This is a genomic window from Hyphomonas adhaerens MHS-3, from assembly GCF_000685235.1.
Taxonomy (GTDB): Bacteria; Pseudomonadota; Alphaproteobacteria; order Caulobacterales; family Hyphomonadaceae; genus Hyphomonas; species Hyphomonas adhaerens.
Map to the genome: position 1 here is coordinate 140,769 of NZ_ARYH01000001.1, position 17,478 is coordinate 158,246.

17 protein-coding genes are annotated in these 17,478 nt (G+C 62.9%); 9 read left to right on the top strand and 8 right to left on the bottom strand.

Annotated features, from left to right (window positions below; genetic code table 11):
- Nucleotides 1-3: 3 nt before the first annotated feature.
- Genes HAD_RS00650 through hppD form a run of 3 tightly spaced genes read right to left on the bottom strand, consistent with a single transcriptional unit; the run spans nt 4 to nt 1,856 of the window.
- Nucleotides 4-555, bottom strand: a complete 552-nt coding sequence (locus HAD_RS00650; RefSeq protein ID WP_035568661.1) for a VOC family protein — start codon at nt 553-555, stop codon at nt 4-6.
- Nucleotides 556-768 (bottom strand): hypothetical protein, encoded by a 213-nt coding sequence (locus tag HAD_RS00655; RefSeq protein ID WP_035568662.1) that lies wholly within the window; start codon nt 766-768, stop codon nt 556-558.
- The gene (gene hppD, locus HAD_RS00660) at nt 765-1,856 is read right to left on the bottom strand and encodes a 4-hydroxyphenylpyruvate dioxygenase (RefSeq protein ID WP_035568663.1); all 1,092 of its coding nucleotides are present in this window, start codon (nt 1,854-1,856) and stop codon (nt 765-767) included. Before hppD ends, HAD_RS00655 begins: the two co-directional genes overlap by 4 nt.
- 85 nt (nt 1,857-1,941) lie before the next feature.
- Between hppD and HAD_RS00665 the strand changes: the two genes are divergently transcribed.
- On the top strand, nt 1,942-2,409 hold the full coding sequence (locus HAD_RS00665) for a MarR family winged helix-turn-helix transcriptional regulator (RefSeq protein WP_156942107.1): 468 nt from the start codon (nt 1,942-1,944) through the stop codon (nt 2,407-2,409).
- 10 nt (nt 2,410-2,419) lie between these two features.
- On the opposite strand, the gene HAD_RS00670 is transcribed toward HAD_RS00665, so the two are convergent.
- Together HAD_RS00670 and HAD_RS00675 are read right to left on the bottom strand one after the other, a co-directional pair.
- Nucleotides 2,420-3,397 (bottom strand): alpha/beta fold hydrolase, encoded by a 978-nt coding sequence (locus tag HAD_RS00670; RefSeq protein ID WP_035568666.1) that lies wholly within the window; start codon nt 3,395-3,397, stop codon nt 2,420-2,422.
- Nucleotides 3,397-4,152 carry a DUF4197 domain-containing protein gene (locus HAD_RS00675; protein WP_035568668.1) on the bottom strand — a complete coding sequence of 252 codons (756 nt, stop codon included), beginning with the start codon at nt 4,150-4,152 and terminating at the stop codon, nt 3,397-3,399. The genes HAD_RS00670 and HAD_RS00675 overlap by 1 nt, the downstream gene beginning before the upstream one ends.
- Before the next feature lie 207 nt (nt 4,153-4,359).
- Between HAD_RS00675 and HAD_RS00680 the strand changes: the two genes are divergently transcribed.
- The 5 genes from HAD_RS00680 to HAD_RS00700 all read left to right on the top strand — a co-directional run bounded on the left by HAD_RS00680 (nt 4,360) and on the right by HAD_RS00700 (nt 8,684).
- Nucleotides 4,360-4,722, top strand: a complete 363-nt coding sequence (locus HAD_RS00680) for a BlaI/MecI/CopY family transcriptional regulator (RefSeq protein WP_035568669.1) — start codon at nt 4,360-4,362, stop codon at nt 4,720-4,722.
- Complete coding sequence (locus tag HAD_RS00685; RefSeq protein ID WP_035568670.1) at nt 4,719-6,659, top strand: M56 family metallopeptidase; 1,941 nt, start codon at nt 4,719-4,721, stop codon at nt 6,657-6,659. Before HAD_RS00680 ends, HAD_RS00685 begins: the two co-directional genes overlap by 4 nt.
- 146 nt (nt 6,660-6,805) lie before the next feature.
- Entirely contained in the window at nt 6,806-7,258 is a 453-nt protein-coding gene (locus tag HAD_RS00690; protein ID WP_035568673.1) for a hypothetical protein, read from the top strand.
- A gap of 5 nt (nt 7,259-7,263) precedes the next feature.
- Nucleotides 7,264-8,073, top strand: a complete 810-nt coding sequence (gene kdsB / locus HAD_RS00695; RefSeq protein WP_035568675.1) for a 3-deoxy-manno-octulosonate cytidylyltransferase — start codon at nt 7,264-7,266, stop codon at nt 8,071-8,073.
- A gap of 5 nt (nt 8,074-8,078) precedes the next feature.
- Nucleotides 8,079-8,684, top strand: a complete 606-nt coding sequence (locus HAD_RS00700) for a histidine phosphatase family protein (RefSeq protein WP_035568678.1) — start codon at nt 8,079-8,081, stop codon at nt 8,682-8,684.
- Nucleotides 8,685-8,697: 13 nt separating this feature from the next.
- Here the strand turns inward: HAD_RS00700 and HAD_RS00705 are convergent, their stop codons facing one another.
- Both HAD_RS00705 and pepN read right to left on the bottom strand, forming a co-directional pair.
- Nucleotides 8,698-11,040, bottom strand: coding sequence for a PAS domain-containing sensor histidine kinase (locus tag HAD_RS00705; RefSeq protein WP_051595804.1), 2,343 nt, complete (start codon nt 11,038-11,040; stop codon nt 8,698-8,700).
- A 156-nt stretch (nt 11,041-11,196) separates the two neighbouring features.
- Nucleotides 11,197-13,776, bottom strand: coding sequence for an aminopeptidase N (gene pepN, locus HAD_RS00710; RefSeq protein ID WP_035568680.1), 2,580 nt, complete (start codon nt 13,774-13,776; stop codon nt 11,197-11,199).
- Between the two features lie 129 nt (nt 13,777-13,905).
- Between pepN and HAD_RS17670 the strand changes: the two genes are divergently transcribed.
- Nucleotides 13,906-14,262: a VanZ family protein gene (locus HAD_RS17670; protein ID WP_156942108.1), complete on the top strand. Its 357-nt coding sequence runs from the start codon at nt 13,906-13,908 to the stop codon at nt 14,260-14,262.
- A gap of 4 nt (nt 14,263-14,266) precedes the next feature.
- On the opposite strand, the gene HAD_RS00720 is transcribed toward HAD_RS17670, so the two are convergent.
- A complete protein-coding gene (locus HAD_RS00720; RefSeq protein WP_035568681.1) occupies nt 14,267-14,842 on the bottom strand; it encodes a hypothetical protein in 576 nt (191 codons plus the stop codon).
- Nucleotides 14,843-15,034: 192 nt separating this feature from the next.
- Between HAD_RS00720 and HAD_RS00725 the strand changes: the two genes are divergently transcribed.
- A complete protein-coding gene (locus HAD_RS00725) occupies nt 15,035-16,150 on the top strand; it encodes an acyl-CoA dehydrogenase family protein (RefSeq protein WP_035568683.1) in 1,116 nt (371 codons plus the stop codon).
- 12 nt (nt 16,151-16,162) lie between these two features.
- Complete coding sequence (locus HAD_RS00730; protein ID WP_035568685.1) at nt 16,163-17,362, top strand: acyl-CoA dehydrogenase family protein; 1,200 nt, start codon at nt 16,163-16,165, stop codon at nt 17,360-17,362.
- The last annotated feature ends 116 nt before the right edge of the window (nt 17,363-17,478 follow it).

A 17,478-nucleotide genomic window follows, 5' to 3' on the forward strand; every position in this document is an offset into this window, starting at 1 on the left:
GAATCAGCTTTCTTCCGCGATTTTTTCGTGAAGCCACGCAGCATGGCGCGGGGCTTTCTTTGTGGCGTTCCATTCCTCGATCATCGGCTCTGCCACGTCTTTGAGCTGTTTCATCTGCTCCGGCGTGCCGATGTCGGCGGCGAGTTCGATGCGGTGGCCGTTGGGGTCGAAGAAATAGATCGACTTGAAGATGCCGTGATGCGTCGGCCCGAGCACGTCGAGCCCCATGCCTTCGAGATGCGCCTTGGTCTCCATCAGCTCTTCCAGCGAGCCGACACGGAAGGCGATGTGCTGCACCCAGGCCGGTGTGTTCTCGTCGCGGCCCATGTCAGGCTGGGTCGGCAGTTCGAAGAAGGCCAGCACATTGCCATTCCCGGCATCGAGGAAAATATGCATGTACGGGTCATGCTCGCCGGTCGAGGGCACATTGTCCTCCGCGATCGCCAGCTGGAAGTCCATGCCGAGCGCATCGCGGTAGAACTCCACGGTTTCCTTGGCGTCCTTGCAGCGATAGGCGACGTGGTGGACGCCTTTCAGGGGGGCGGGTGATGTCATCTAGGTCTCTCCCTTGTCTTTTGCGGCGTTCTTTGCGCGCCGCCAGGCGTTGAACCAGCTGCCGATCCCGAGGCCGAGCGTGACGCCCGGAATGGCCGGGGCCGAGATCACGCCGATGCGCCAGAGGATGACGCCAACCACCGTGCCGGCAACGGCCCCGATCAGGCCTTCGCCGACCGGGGAGAGTTCAACTTTCTTCTTCGGTTCGCTCATGCGTCCTCTTCGACCTTCAATGCACCTCGCTGAATCTGGTCACGTTCCATGGATTCGAACAAGGCCTTGAAGTTACCTTCGCCAAAGCCTTCCTTGTAGTCACCCTTGCGCTGGATGAATTCGAAGAAGACCGGACCGATCTCGGCCTGTGCAAAGATCTGAAGCAGGAGGCGCGGCTGGCCGCCTTCGGTCGTGCCGTCCAGCAGCAGGCCGCGGGATTTGAGCCCCTCGACATCCTCGCCATGGCCCGGCAGACGCTCGTCCAGCATCTCGTAATAGGCAGCCGGCGGCGCCGTCATGAAGGGCACGCCCTTCTGTTTCAGGCTGTCATAGCAGGCATAGAGGTCGTCGCAGATGAGGGCGATGTGCTGGATGCCCTCGCCGTTGAACTCCCGCAGGAATTCCTCGATCTGGCCGCCGCCGCTCTTGCCTTCTTCGTTCAGTGGAATGCGGATCTTGCCGTCCGGCGCCGTCAGCGCCTTGGACGTCAGGCCCGTATACTCGCCCTTGATGTCGAAATAGCGGATTTCCTGGAAGTTGAAGAGCTTCTCATAGAAGTCCGCCCAGTACTTCATCCGCCCGCCATAAACATTGTGCGTCAGGTGGTCGATCAGCCTGAAGCCGGCACCGACCGGCTGTTTGTCCACATCCGGCAGATATTCGAAGTCGATGTCGTAGATGTCGAGTTCATCGCCATAGCGGTCGATCAGGTAGATGATCGAATTGCCGATGCCGCGAATGCCCGGAATGTGCAGCTCCATCGGGCCGGTCTCGACATGCACGGGCTCTGCGCCCTGCTCCAGCAAATGCGCGTAGGCCTTGCGGGCGTCGCGCACACGGAACCCCATGCCGCAGGCTGATGGCCCGTGCTCGCGTGAGAAATACCAGGCCGCCGATTTCGGCTCATAATTGGTGATCAGGTTGATGCCGCCCTGCCGCCAAAGCTCGACATCCTTGGAGCGGTGACGGGCGATTTTCGTGAATCCCATTGTCTCGAATACCGGTTCCAGCATGCCCTTTTCGGGGGCGGAAAACTCGATGAACTCGAAGCCATCAAGGCCCGCAGGGTTGTCAAACAGGTCGGCCATGGGTTCTCTCTCCCTATTGTGATAGAAAATATAGTTTCATATGTAACTAATTGCCGGCCGCAAGGCAAGTATGAATGGACCCGCCATGCCCGAATCCTCCCGGATACCGCAGCTGCGCCTGCGAGAATTTCTTCCCTACCGCCTGTCCGTCCTGTCCAACACGATCTCGCGCCGCATTGCGGAGCTGTATGATCGCGAGTTCGGCCTGACGATCTGGCAGTGGCGCGTCATGGCCGTGACGGGCGACACGCCAGGCATCAGCGCCACCGAGATCGGCCAGCGCACCGCGATGGACAAGGTTGCCGTCAGCCGGGCAGTCGCCGGTCTGATCGAGGTCGGGTATCTGGAGCGGAAATCCTCTGAAGAGGACGCGCGGCGCTCAATGCTGTTTCTCACCTCTGCCGGAAAATCCGTGTACGATGACATCGTGCCGATGGCGATTTCGGAAGAACAGGCGCTGGAATCCGTGCTGACGCCGGAAGAGCGCCGCGAACTGACCCGCCTGATGGAGAAGCTGGCGCAGTCGGCATCCCCCGGCCGGCCGCTCTGGTAAGCAGGTCGGGTTACGCCCTGCGGCGGCGGTTGCTGAGGGACCGGGAAACATCCGAATCCTCTTCCAGCGTGAACCTTTCGACCAATCGCGCGATGAAGGCGGACAGGGCATCGCGCACTTCATAGGGCGCTTCCATGGGCAGGAAATGGGTTGTCCCCCGGATGCCCCTCATCATCAATGCCTGATTCATCAGGATGATCTTTGCACGGACCTTGGGGGAAATAATTGAATCCCGGTTGGGCCGGAGCACGACGATCGGAATCTTGTGCTTGCGAACCTTTTTGAGGGCGTGCCATGGCCGGTTCCGCTGGGCCGCGAATGTCGCCGCTTCCCATTTCGGATCGCAGGTCAGCCGCCAGACCTGTTCGTCGCTTTCGACGCTGTTGTGATCAACCCGGTCGATCCCGTCGAGCAGATAGTCCGCGAGAAAAGGTTCCCGCCAGGTCGTGAACGCCCCCCGGCCGGAATAGGATTCCAAGGCCTCGCGGAAGGCCGGGAACTCCGCCCGGCGCTTCTTTGCATTCTTCGCCATCATGTTCCGGTTCACGATCCATGAGACCGGCGGGCAGACGTGCTTCCAGAAATAATAGCTCCGCGGTTTGATGACCGGATCGGCCAGCACCAGCCCCTTGACCAGGTCGGGCCGTTTTCCGGCGACCAGAAGGGCAACGGCCCCGCCCATGGAATGGCCGCTCAGCACGACGCCATTGGGCGCCTCTTTCTCGAGCCACTCGATCACATCGTCGCGGTAGCGGTGCCACGATTTCATGCGTCCGGGCTTTGCCGGCATGGTCGAACGGCCATGGCCGCGCATATCCAGGGCCGCCACACGCTGGCGAAGTCCCAGGGGCGCCAGCAGAGACTGATACGTCATCGCATTGAAGCCGGTTGCATGGATCCACACCGCGGCGAACGGCTTGATCGGATCGCCGAATTCGATCCCGGCCAGTGTGCCGCCGGCTTTCATCTCAGTTGCAAATCGACGCATCAGCCGCGATTCCCGAACACGCGCCGCAGCAAGTCGGTTGTCCGCGCGAGCGGATTCTCCCGGATCTTCTTCTCTTCCTGCGCGACGTAGAGGAACATGCCGTCGAGGCCGTAATCGACAGCATGTGCGGTCAGGTCAGCCTGCAGGCTGGATGTGATTCCCCCGGCGCCATATTGCGACGCCACGCTTTCCATCGCCGTGAAGGCACCGGATTTCGACAGGGCCTCGCGGGCATAAGGCGTGAATGCCGCCCGCAACTGGGTTTCGGTTCTCGACCGCAGATAGTCGGTCGCCGCCGTGTCTCCGCCGTTCAGGATGTTCAGCGCGTCGCTGATGGTCATGTTGCGGATCGCGCCGAGAATCAGCGCCTGCGCTTCGGGAACAGACTCTTCCGCCGCACGGTTCATGCGCAGTTCGAGATCGTCGAGCGGGCCACTGGCGCCGACCTTTGCAAGGTTCGACTGGATTGTGCGGTACGTGCTGGGCAGAGGAATGCGGATCTTCGGATCGCCGTAATAACCGTTCGTCTGGCCCAGCTGGCTGGCGACCAGATTGGTGCCCACCGTCAGGGCTTCGCGCAGGCCGGCATCGATCTCGGCAATACTCAGCGTTCCTTGTGTTCCTTGCGATTGTGGCGTCGTGGCGGAACCGAGGACTTCGCCCAAAACGCGGCCGAACTCACCGTTTGTACCGGTTTCAGCACAACCTGCCGTGAGAAGCGCCAGACTCAGCGCTCCCAGCATCCTTCGGTTCATCTACCTTTACCCTCACTCTGGTCCCTGCCCCGGGCCCTGCATCTGTCCTACAGGAGCGATTGCCGGAATTGAAGCCGCACACGCAGGCGTGCGGCATCAAAGCCTGACCTTACGAACTTGTCACGAGAATCTGCAAAAAACTTCATTGACCACGTCTGTAGTCAAAGCGTATGACCACAAGCGTAGTCTTACCGGGGAGTCCGAGAGATGAAAATATCCGCCGCCGAACTCGATGTGATGAGTGTGCTCTGGCAGACGCCCGGCCTCGCCGCATCCGATGTTCACGAGGCATTGGGCAATGAGAAAGACTGGACCAGCCGGACGGTGAAAACCCTGCTGGCGCGCCTGGTCGAAAAAGGCGCCCTCCGCACCGAAGAGGATGGCCGCCGTTATCTCTATTTCCCGATCGTCGATGAGGACGCCTACAAGGCGAAGGCCGCGGGCCAGTTTGTGGACCGCGTCTTCTCCGGCCGGGCCGCCCCTCTGGTTGCCCACCTGGCTGACACACGCGGCCTGACGCCGGAAGACATTGAAGAACTGGAACGCCTGTTGGGGGATCTGAAGAAATGAGCGGCACAAACTTTTTTCCTGACGCGACATCCGCCTTGCAGACCGTTGTGGCGGTCTCGGTTCTGATTGCGCTGGTCCTTGTCGCCCGCCGGCCTGTCGCCAAGCATTTCGGTGCCGGCGTTGCTTATGCCCTTTGGGCCCTGCCGCTGGCACGCCTGGTCCTGCCGCCGCTGCAAATCCCGGTTTCCCTGATGCCGCTGCTGGGCTTGCCCAAGTCAGCCGCGTCTGACGCCACCGCAGAATCCGGAAGTGTTCTTGCCGCGTCAGCCACACCGGAAGCCATCGTTCCGATGCTTGCCACATCTCCGCCTGCCCCGGCCGCCATGTCCGCCCCACCTCTGGCGGAAAGCGCGATTGCAGGCAGCCTGTCTCCATCCCACACCCTGACGGACACTTTGTCTGCCGTGCTGGTGCCAGGCCTGTTCCTCGTCTGGGCGGGCGGAGCCCTGCTCTTCTTTGGCCTCAGCCTGTGGCGCCAGCATGTGTTCATGCAGACCGTCAGGCGCGAAGCCGTCAACGTGTCACCGCGCCTGCAGCACATTGCGCATCAGGTCAGCCAGCAGGTGGGTCTCAAGCGTCTGCCGGTGATCGCCTCCAGCTTCATCTCGTCCGGCCCGCTTGTGACCGGCCTGGTGCGCCCGGTCGTCATGCTGCCAGCCTGGTTCGAGACGGATTATGACGACACCCAACAGCGCGCTGCCCTGGCCCACGAATTGACCCATGTCCGCCGCGGCGACCTCTGGGCCCTGCAGCTGGCCGAGCTCTTTATCGCCTGCATGTGGTTCAACCCGCTGGCTTACTATGCCCACCGCGCTTTCCGGACGGATCAGGAAGCCGCCTGTGACGCGGACGTGCTGAAAACCGGGACGGCCTCGCCGCACGCCTATGGCGCAACGCTGATCAAGGCTGTGAAGTCGGTCTCGCAGGAACGCCTGCCTGCCGGGTCCGGCCTGCCGCTGACGCACGCCCTGAAAGAGCGCCTCAGCCGCATGACGCATCCGGCGCCAACCCGGACGCGCCGTCTGGCCGGAGGCGCAGCGACCGCTGTCCTCGGCGCCGCTGCCCTGATTGCAACCTCTTCAGTCCCGGCCAATGCGGGCGAACGCGACCATCACGAACTCCGGCTCGATAAAGGAACCGTCTATCTGAATGGCAAGCTCATTCCGGACCGCCGCATCATCGTTCTCGGCGAACCCTTTGCCGGACTCGAACCAGGTCCGGAATTCGAAGCAGAAATCAGCCGCCTGTCGAAGGAGATCTCCAGAGAGGGCAACCAGCTGGCCGCAAAAATGACGGCGAACCTGCCGGAGTTCTCGATATCGCTTGAGGACGGCGCAGAGTTTCAGGCCCTGATGAGCGAGCTGAGCGACCTGTCAGACGTTGCGGACGTCCCGGACACTTCGGGGATGAGCTTCTACGGTGAAATGTCTGAACAGGACTGGGAAGCCTGGGGCCAGAAAATGGAAAATTGGGGCCAGCAGTTCGAACAGCGGGCTGAGAAATGGTCTGCCTCTTACGAATCCCATGCGGCGGCGGCCCATAGTGAACACGAACAGGAAATCGAACGGATGACCCAGCAGCTGGAGACCAGCCTGGAATCAAAGTCCGCCAGGCTGGACGCCCTGATCGAACAAAAGTTCGGCTCCGATTTCGAAATGGGCATCGAGGCAACGTCCGACGCACTCGAGGGCCTGGTGGAACGATGCCGCGACGCTGAACTGTCTGAAGGCGAGACCCGGGTGATGAGCCAGACGGTCGATCTCAATGATGAAAAACGCACGATCAAGATCGCCTGCACACAAGGCAATGAAGCCGCGCTGCGTTCATCCCGGACCCTTGCCACGATCAATTCCAGCCGGGCGCTCTGTGACAACGAGAAACAGTCGTTCCGCGATCAGGTTGACCCGAACGGAGACCTCGACGGCGCAGACGACTAAGCGCTGAAGCGCCAGCCACCTCCGCAAATGACAAAGCCCCGGCCCTGCCTGCCGGGGCTTTTATTGTCTGAGCGGGCAGGCTTTGCAGGCTTGCCAAGCCCCTCTAGGGTGCGCTCCCAATCTGCCCTTATCCGGAGCCCGCCCGCATGACACCGCGCCTGACAGCCCTGACCCTGCTCCTCCTGCCGCTGGCAGCGTGCGCGACGGTCGAACCGGACCCCTGCTCTGCAGAGTGGATCGACTACAAGACCGACAAGATCCTGCGGAAATTCGCGTCCGAAAACCGTGGTCTCATCAATGATTTCCGCAAGCTCGCCCGCGAAGATGGCGAGGTGGACCCGTTTGTCGCGATCGCCCTCGCCCGCAAGTCCAACCGGATCCAGACCTTCGCCGACTCGTTCAATCGCACCGTGCTGCCCGAACTGGAAGCCGCGGTCGACCAGTGCGGCCGCCATGAAGAATTCGTACCGGCCCTGACGGCCTTCCTGCAGGACGAAGGCGTCAGCGAGGAGGCGATCAGCTGGATCATTCCGTTTGTTGGCGTGATGACGGAAATGCGCGACGGCACGTTCGATCTCGACGGGCACCATCAGGACTGAACACCATGCGCACACTCATTGTTGTTCCGGCACGCTATGCCTCCACCCGCCTGCCCGGCAAACCGCTTGTCACCATTGCCGGACGGACCATGGTCTCCCGCGTTGCGGCCATGGCAGCAAAAGCCGCGGATGCGCTTGGCGATGCCCAGCATGTGGTGGCAACGGATGATGAGCGGATCGCAACCCATTGCCGGGATCTCGGCATCCCGGCCGTGATGACGGATCCGGACTTGCCCTCAGGTACAGATCGCGCGCTGGCCGCCGCAGACGCGTTGGGCGCCGAACCAGACGTCGTCGTCAATCTGCAGGGCGACTCGCCGTTTACCCCGCCGGCGCATGTGGTTGCCGTCGCCAAAGCCGCCCGGGAGTCCGGCGCGGATGCAGCAACCCCCTATGTGCGCCTCTCGTGGGAGGCGCTGGATTCGTTCCGGCTGCATAAAAAAGAAACGCCGTTTTCCGGCACGACCCTGGTCCATGACGAAACCGGCCGCGCCTTGTGGTTTTCCAAGAACCTGATCCCCGCCATGCGCAAGGAAGCTGCGCTGCGGGCGGCCGGCGGCCTGTCGCCCGTGTGCCGCCATATCGGACTCTATGCCTATCGCCTGGACGCCTTGCGCCGGTATGTCAGCCTGCCCGAAGGCCGCTACGAACAGCTCGAAGGACTGGAACAGCTGCGCCTGCTCGAGAACGGCATGAGCATACAATGCGTCGAAGTCGAACCCGACACGATTGCCATTCCGGGCATTGATACGGCCGAGGATGTCGCCCTTGCAGAACGCCTTGTCGCCGAACATGGCGATCCGCTGGAGGACTGACCCTCATGGGACGGATCATTGTCTGCCGGCACGGCAACACATTCGACAAGGGCGATGTCGTCACCCGGGTGGGCGGCCGCACAGACCTGCCGCTTTCCACCTCCGGCAAGGCACAGGCCGACGCCCTCGCCCGTCACTTTGCCGATACGTCTTTCCGGGCCGCCTATTGCTCATCCCTGCAGCGGACACGGGAAACGGCCGCCGCCATCCTCAGCGCCCGCGCCGACGGGCCTGACCTCTCCGTCCTGCCATTCCTGACGGAAATCGACTACGGCCCGGACGAGAATGTCGCCGAGGACAAAGTAGTTGCGCGCATCGGGGAAGACGCCCTGCGCGCCTGGGAAGAAGACAGCCGCGTGCCGGACGGCTGGACGGTAGACAAGGCGGCCATTCAGGACGGCTGGAAATCGCTTCTCACCGAGGCGGCCCGCCTGCCGGAGGACAGCACGATCCTGGTCGTGACCAGCAATGGCATTGCCCGTTTCCTGCCGGATGTCGTGGATGCTGTACCGGTCGGCCTGCAACCGAAGCTCAAGACAGGTGCCTGGGGCGAAATCGCGTGCAACACCGGCACCCGCATCCTGACATGGAATCAGCGCCCAACCGTTTAGTCAGGATGACCGATCAGGCCGCGTCGCGGCCGCCGGATTCCTCTTCCATCTCGCCGGGTCCGGCGATCGGCAAGGTGAACGTCACCGTCGTTCCCTCCCCTTCGATGGAGGAAAGGTTGAGCTCACCCCCATGCATTTCGGCAAAGGATTTGGTCAGGGCCAGGCCAAGTCCCGTGCCTTCATAATTGCGGTCGTGGGCGCCTGCCGCCTGTTCGAACGGCTGGGACAGGCGTGGCAGGTCCGCCGCCGGAATCCCGATCCCGGTATCGGTGACCGACACCTGGATGTCGGGGCCCTGCTGCTGCACGGACACCGTGATCTTGCCGCCCGCATTGGTGAACTTGATCGCGTTCGAGACGAGGTTGAGCACCATCTGGCGGATGGCGCGATGGTCTGCATCGATCTCCGGAAGGCCGGGCTGGACATCCAGCACGACTTCGATGTCCTTGTCGGACGCCTTGCGCCGGATCATCCGGACGGCGGCATCGACCGGATCGACGGGGTCGATCGGCTGCGGATTGATCGTCATCTTGCCGGCTTCGATCTTCGCCATGTCGAGAATGTCGTTGATCATGTCCAGCAGGTGCTGGCCGGACGCCAGGATGTCCTGCGCATAACCCTTGTAGCGCGGGTCGCCGAGCGGTCCGTAGAGTTCGTGCGCCAGAATCTCCGAGAAGCCGTTGATCGCGTTCAGCGGGGTGCGCAGCTCGTGGCTCATATTCGCCAGGAAGGCTGACTTGGAGTTCGCCGCATTTTCCGCGCGCGATTTCTCTTCGGTCAGCTTGCGCGCAAGCTCGCCCGCACGGCCCTCGGACCGTTCGAGATCCAGCATCGTCTTGCGCATACGCTCTTTCTGGCGGCGCAGTTCCTCTTCCTTGCCGATATTCTCGGTGACATCGATGCCGACCGTAATGAGGCCGCCATCCGGTGAAGGCCGCTCGACCAGCTTCAGCCAGCGTCCGCCTTGCAGGCCGATCAGGTTGGCTTGCGTGTCATCTGCCGACGCACGTTCTGCCCGTATCGCCCCCGCCCTTGCGATGGCAACGGTCTCGTGGGTCATGCCCGGGCGCAGCGTGTCGGTCAGGCCGAAATCGGTGGCGAATGCCCGGTTCCAGTACAGCAGGCGCTTACGGTGGTCCCACAGGGCGAAGGGGCCGTTGAAGCCTTCCAGCGCATTGCGCAGGCGGCGTTCGGCAGCTTTCACCCGGTCTTCGGCATGCTTGCGGTCCGTGATGTCCAGCATGATCCCGCCGAACAGGGCGCCATCGTCTGTATCCGTGCCGGAGCCGCGCATCTCGATCCAGCGCAACGGCGGCTGCGCGGCGGCGAAGGCGACTTGCAGCCAGCCGATCTCGCGCGATTTTTCGATCGCCTCGCGGACGCGTGTCTGGTGTTCCGGATGCACCTGTTTCAGCAGGTTGCCGAACGAGACCGTGCGCATGCCTTCAAGGCCCAATAATTCGCTGGACGCTTCGGACAGGAAAATCGAGGTCAGGTCCGGTGTCCATTCCCAGTAACCGGCCCGCGCGCTGCGCATGACGGTCGCCATGATCCGGTCGGCCTGCTCGTCCCGCGCCGCTTCGACCATCGTGTCGGCCTGCTGCTTGGACAAGCGGCCCATGAGACCGGTGATGGCCAGGACTGGTGCCGCCAGAAGCAGCGCGAAGATCAGGAGGCTGACGAGGTCATCCCGGGTCAGCACGTCCGCGCGCGTGGCGCTGCACACGGCAAGACCGCCCCCGGCAAGTTCGCTGCACGCCAGCGCGGACCGTTGCAGCCCCTGCCCCTTCTCGAAGCGCGACTGCTGGACCGGCCGAAGGCCATTTGCGGGGCGCGGCACAGGATCGCCCGCCACCATCTGCAGCCCGCCGGAGACAAGTGAAATCTGGTGTCCCTGCGAAACTGCCGGCAGCCAGGTGCCGGCCGGAGCGAGAGCGATAACCGCGTCCTTGCCGCTGCCAGCCACCAGCACGACATCGCCAAGCTCGGAAAGCCCGGCCCGCTGGCCGCTCTTGATCAGCTTCTCTGCCACCGAGGCCGCGGCGTCGAGCCGGCTGCCGTCCGGCGCCTGCCGCGCATCGGACAATGACATCACCGCATCCACGCCCGGCGTCGCACCCGCGATGGCCGATCGTGACGCGTGATTGTCGGCGACCAGGCGGATGGCGGTCTCAACCGTGTCGGCGCGTCCGGTGACGCGTCCGGCCAGGGCTTCGGCCTCGGCCTGCAGTGTCAGCAACAGGTTCTGGTCGGCGCGCTGATGCTCGTCCCAGGCTTTCAGGCCCATGGCGGCCGCCAGCAGGAAAACGGTTGCGGCGACTGTCCATTTCAGGCGCGTGGAAACAGCCTCAGACACCGGGTCTGAGGCTTGTTTTAATTGGGATTTTCTCTCCGCGTCTACCAATGGATGATCCCTTGCCCGCAACGCAGGCAACATTCGTACATTCTACCTTGTCTGCCGGAATCATTGCCCGAGCGTTAACAAATCTCAAAGTTTCGTTAACGCACAGTCTTAGCCGAGCGCGCGGGCCACGATGTCTGCCGCGTTGGAGGAAAGACCGGCCGCCTGAAGGCGTTTCAGCGTCGCTTCTGCCGCGGCTTTGGCCTGTGGTTCCAGGATGCGCCATTGCTCGAACGCGGTCAGCAGCCGGGCGCCCAATGCCGGGTTGGCCTTGTCGGCCTTGAGGATGATTTCCTCCACCGCCTGATACCCGGATCCGTCCGGCGCATGGAACGCCGCGAGGTTCTGCATCGTGAAGGCCGCAACGACCGAGCGCACGCGGTTCGGGTTGCGCAGGTCAAAGGCCGGATGCGCGGCGAGTGTCTTCACCGTTTCGGCATCGCCTGTGGTGGCCTGCAGGGCGAACCATTTGTCCATGACCAGCGGATTGTCCTTCCAGGTGGACTCGAAATCGGCCAGCGCCTCGTTCGCCTTCCCGCCCTTCTGCACCGTATAGGCCCGCAGGGCCGCGAGGCGTTCGGTCATGTTGGTGGCGTTGTCGTACAGTTTCCGCAGCGTATCAGCCGATGCCGCATCCGGAGACACGCCGAGCAGCACGATCATGGCCGTCCGCAGGGCGCGAATGCCTGCCTGCTCCGCCCCCGGATTGAACGGCTCCGGCGTCGGCTTGCCGAGCGTTCCCGCAATGAAGCCGGACAGCTTTTCGGCAAGGGCGGACTGGAGCTTCTTCCGGGCCGCATTCAGGGTGACGGCATCGGCCGGCTGGCGTTCCAGGAACATCTCGCCCACTTCCGGCAGGCGTGTCAGGAGCGCTGCGCGGGCCGGATCGTCCACGGCCCGCTCAATGGCGCCCGCATGCGCGGCAACAAGCGCATCGTCCGGCTCGGCCTGGCTGCCTTCAGACAAGGCGAGGATTTCTTCCTTCACCAGCGTCTGGACGGCATCCCATTGATTGAACGGGTCTGTCTCCATACGGACCAGAGCGAGGCGCTGGTCGCGCGTCAGGGAGCGATTGAGACGTATGGGCGCCGTGAAATCGCGGTTGACCGAGACCAGCGGTGCCTCGGTTATGCTGTCAGGCATCTCCATCGTCAGGGTGATGTCTTCATCTTCCAGAATGGTCGTCCACTCTGCGAGATTGCCTTCCTCGTCCAGCAGCGCCATTTCCAGCGGGATCGGCACCGGCTTTTTCACCGGCTGGCCGGGCGTCGGCGGCGTTTTCTGTTTCAGCGTGATCTCAAGCTCGCGCGTCTCGGGCTTCCAGTTTTCCTCAACCGTCACTTCCGGTGTTCCGGCCTGGGCATACCAGAGACGGAACTGGGTGAAGTCCTCGCCGGTGACGTCTTCGAAGCATTTGTAGAAATCCTCGATCGTCACGGCCTGGCCGTCATGACGTTCGAAATAGAGGTCGGTGCCTTTGCGGTAGAGCTCTTCGCCGATCATCCGGCGCAGCATGCCGATCAGTTCGGCGCCCTTCTCATAGACCGTCGCGGTGTAGAGATTGTCGATGGAGCCGTAATTGTCCGGCCGTACCGAATGGGCGAGCGGGCCGGCATCTTCAGCGAACTGGCGTGCGCGCAGGCGGATGACATCCTTGATGCGCTGCACCGGGCGCGACCGCATGTCGGCGGAGAAGTTCTGGTCACGGAAGACTGTCAGGCCTTCCTTCAGGCAAAGCTGGAACCAGTCACGGCATGTGATCCGGTTGCCGGTCCAGTTGTGGAAATATTCGTGAGCGACGATGCTTTCGATGGCCTCGAAATCGGCATCGGTCGCGGTCGACTCATCAGCCAGCACATAGGCGGAGTTGAAAACGTTGAGGCCCTTGTTTTCCATGGCGCCGAAATTGAAGTCGCGCACGGCCACGATATTGAACACGCCAAGGTCATAGGCGCGGCCATAGGTCTGCTCGTCCCAGGTCATGGAGCGTTTGAGGCTGTCCATCGCCCAGGCGGCCCGCTCGGCATCGCCCTTGTCGACATGAATGGCCAGCGCGATCTCGTCGCCGTTCATCGTGGTGAAGCTGTCACGCCAGACATCATAGTCCCCGGCGCAGAGCGCGAAGAGATAGGACGGCTTCTTGTGCGGATCGTCCCACACGGCGAAATGGCGGCCATCGTCCAGGTCGCCGGTTTCGCCCGGCGTGCCGTTCGACAGGAGGATCGGATAGGCCGCCTTGTCTGCCGCCATCCAGACATGGAAGGCGCTCATCACATCCGGCCGGTCCGGATAGAAAGTGATGCGGCGGAAGCCCGTCGACTCGCACTGGCTGCAGAACCGCCCGCCGGACATGTAAAGACCGGACAGCGCGGTGTTCTGCGACGGCGCGATCTCCACCTCGGTCACCAGCGTAAAGGCATCCGGCACCGAGGCGATGGCCAGCCCCTTCTCCGTCTGCTCATAGGTGCCCGGCTCCAGCGGCGTGCCATCAATGGCGATCGAGAGCAGCTTCAGCCCGTCCCCGTCCAGCTCCAGCGCTTCCTCGGCCCCGCCGGTGCGGCGGACCTTCAGTTCGGAGCGGACTTTCGTCGCATCCGGATCGAGATCGAAACGCAGATCCACCTGCTCGACTTCGAACGGATAGGGTTTGTAGTCGGAAAGTTGGACGGAAACGGGGGTTTCGGTTCGCATAATGGCTCCGGGGTCTTGGCAATCGCTTCAATGGACATAGGAAATGGGGAGAGGCGCGTCGAGGGCCGGAACGCTGCCAGCGGCCGCGCGGCCGGTTTTGACGTGCACAAGGACAAGGAACCCGATCAGATGGCCCAGTTTTTCCGGTCACCCGCCATGCGCCGGTTTGCAGGCCTCGCCACAATCGTCCTGCTGATCGCGATTGCCGTCCTGTCCCTGCTGCCGTCAGGCGACCTGCCGCCGGTCGAAGGGTCGGACAAGGTGAAGCATTTTCTGGCCTATGGCAGCCTCGGCGGCGCCATGGCCATGGCGTTCGGGCCGGGCCGGGCCTTGCGCGCCTTTCTTATCACCATCGGGTATGGCGCCCTGATGGAAGTCGCGCAGGCGCTCGCCCCGACGGGCCGGGAATTTTCCGTGCTGGATGAAGTGGCCAACATTCTGGGCACCGGGGTCGGGACGGGTGTCGCGCTGGCCCTTCGGCGCTGACGGCCTATTCGGCCGCCACCGTCTCCGGCGGGTCGTTCAACTGGTAGACATAGCGCAGGATCGTCGCGCACTGTTTCGCCACCGGCACCAGCTCTTCCGGAAACCCGTCCGGGTCTTCCGCCGCCACTTCGGCAATCCTGCGGGCAATGCGCAACATGTCCGGTGTCTGCACGATCATCCGGGCCTGATGTTCAACCCGGTGGGGATCCCGGTCGAAATCGGCCGGGTTGACCCGCCAGCCGCCGACATCGCTCTCATCTGTCAGGACAACGGGAAACGTGCCGGAATTGTCGCCGGAATGATGTCCCATCGCCGTGCGCCACTTGGTCGACCGCCGGCCAATGCGCCAGTGTTCCAGCAGCAGGTCATCGTCATGATTGGACGGCTCGTCGCCATGCATGGCCTGTTCGGACACCAGTTCGCTGGCCTGGAACGGGCGGCCAAGCCCGCACTCATAGGTGACCTTGAGGGGCTCGGCGACGTCCTTGACCCAATGCGGGATCACCTGTTCGACCAGCGCCCAGGTGCCGACGGGCTTCACGTAGACACGCTGCATCTTGTGGAAATGGGCTTTCGCCATGCTGACCCTCCTGAAGCCGCAAAGCCTGACAGCGCCTGATTTCCACGCCATGAACCCGGCGGGGGAAATTTTACCGAAACCTTGCGGCACCCTTCCGCCGGGTCACGGCTTTCCGTGCACGTAAAGCGCGCTATTTTCCAATCCAGAAATGTAATCACGCCCGTATAATGGGCGAAGGGAGGCCATCCACTCATGAACTTCGACTTTTCGGAAGACCAGAAATACCTCGCTGGCGAAGCGCGGAAATTCCTCGAAGCCGAGAGCGCCATTCCGGTGGTGCGCGAGGTATTGAACGATGACGACAAGGCCTATTCGGAAGGCCTCTGGAAGAAGATCGCCGAAATGGGATGGCTGGGCACGGCCGTTCCGGAAGAACAGGGCGGCCTTGGCCTCGGCATGCTGGAAATGTGCGTGCTGGCAGAGGAAATGGGCCGCGTCCTGGCGCCGGTCCCCTTCTCGTCCACGGCCTACTTCCTGACCGAAGCGGTGAAGCTCGCCGGATCGGATGAGGTGAAGAACGACATCCTGCCGCGCGTCGTCGCCGGTGAGATCATCGGCTGCTACGCCGCCAGCGAAGGCCCGGGCCATCCGGACCCGGCCAACCTGAAAACCACATTCGACGGCTCCACCGTCTCCGGCACCAAGATCCCGGTCACCGATGGCGGCATCGCCACGCACGCCGTTGTGCTGGCCAAGGAAGGCTCCGGCGCGAGCCTCGTCCTGGTCGATCTCTCCGGCGCAGGCGTGACACGCAAAACGCTCTCCACACTCGACCCGACGCGCGGCCATGCCGAGCTGACCTTCGACAAGACGCCGGGCGTCCGCCTCGGTGCTGCGGGAGACGGCGCGAGCCTGAATGACCAGCTGATGGACAAGGTCGCCGTACTGCTCGCCTTCGAACAGCTGGGCGGGGCGTCCCGCGCGCTGGAAATGGCGAAGGAATACGCGCTGGAGCGTTACGCGTTCGGCCGTCCGATCGCCGGCAACCAGGCCATCAAACACAAGCTGGCCGAGATGTATGTGAAGAACGAGGTTGCCCGGTCCAACTGCTTCTACGGTGCCTGGGCCCTGTCGACCGATGCCCCGGAAATGCCGGAAGCCGCCGCCGCCGCCCGCGTCGCCGCGTCGGAAGCCTTCTGGTTCGCCTCGAAAGAGAACATCCAGACCCATGGCGGCATGGGCTTCACCTGGGAGGTGGACTGCCACCTCTACTACCGCCGCGCCAAGCTGCTCGCCGTGCAGGCCGGTGGCCCGAAGGTCTGGAAAGAGAAACTCGTGCGTGCTCTTGAGCAGAAAAACGCCGCCTAAGGAGGAAACATCATGGACTTCAACGATACACCCGAAGAAGCCGCGTTCCGCAAAGAGGCGCGCGCCTTCCTTGAAAAGCACCTGAAGCCGAAAGGCTCGGAGCGAGCCAGCCGCGACCGCGCGAACATGCTGGAAAAGGCGAAAGCCTGGCAGAAGACCAAGGCCGAAAACAAGTTCGCGCAGATCACCTGGCCCAAGGAATGGGGCGGGCGTGGCGGCACAGCCATGCAGAACGTGATCTGGGGCCAGGAAGAGTCGAAATTCGACGCGCCGACCGGCCCGTTCGCCATCGGCCTCGGCATGTGCGTCCCCACTGTCATCGCCTTCGGGTCGGACGAGCACAAGGAACGCTATGTCCAGAAAGCCCTGATGGGCGAGGAAATCTGGTGCCAGCTGTTCTCCGAACCGTCCGCCGGCTCTGACGTGGCCGGCCTGAAAACCCGCGCCGTCAAGGATGGCGACGACTGGGTCATCAACGGCCAGAAGGTCTGGACCTCGGGCGCCCACTATTCCGATTACGGCATCCTCCTTGTCCGGACGGATCCGAAAGTGCCGAAGCACAAGGGCCTGACCATGTTCATCGTGGACATGAAACAGCCCGGCGTCGAAGTCCGCCCGATCCACCAGGCGTCCGGTGGCCGGGAGTTCAACGAGGTTTACTTCACCGACGTCCGCATCCCGGACAAGGACCGTCTCGGCGATGTCGGCGCAGGCTGGAAAGTGGCGCTCGTGACGCTGATGAACGAACGTCTCGCTGTTGGCGGATCCCCCGGCCCCGACTGGGCCGAGATCATGGAATACGCCCGCGATCACGGCTCCCTGTCCGACCAGGCCTTCCGTGAGAAGCTGGCGGACTGGTACGTCGCCGCGCAGGGCTACAAGCTGACCAAGTTCCGCACCCAGACCGCCCTCTCCCGCGGCCAGACGCCGGGGCCGGAAAACTCGATCGGCAAGATCATCACGGCCAACCATCTGCAGGACATCTGTAATTCGGCCATCGAGATGCAGGACCATTTCGGCATCATCAACGAGACCGACCGGATGCCGGGCGATGCGATCTTCCAGCAGAGCTTCATGTGGGCCCCTGGCCTGCGCATTGCCGGCGGCACCGACGAGATCCTGAAGAACATCATTGCAGAGCGCGTTCTGGGCCTGCCGCAGGATGTCCGCGTCGACAAGGACAAGCCGTTTGACGAGCTGAAAAGCGGCTGATCCGTCCAACGCCCGATCTATTGAAGAATCCCGGCTGGTTCGCGCCAGCCGGGATTTTTACGTATGGCCTTCAAATTATGGTATAATAGGCTTCTACGCTTCAGGAGGAGCCCGCC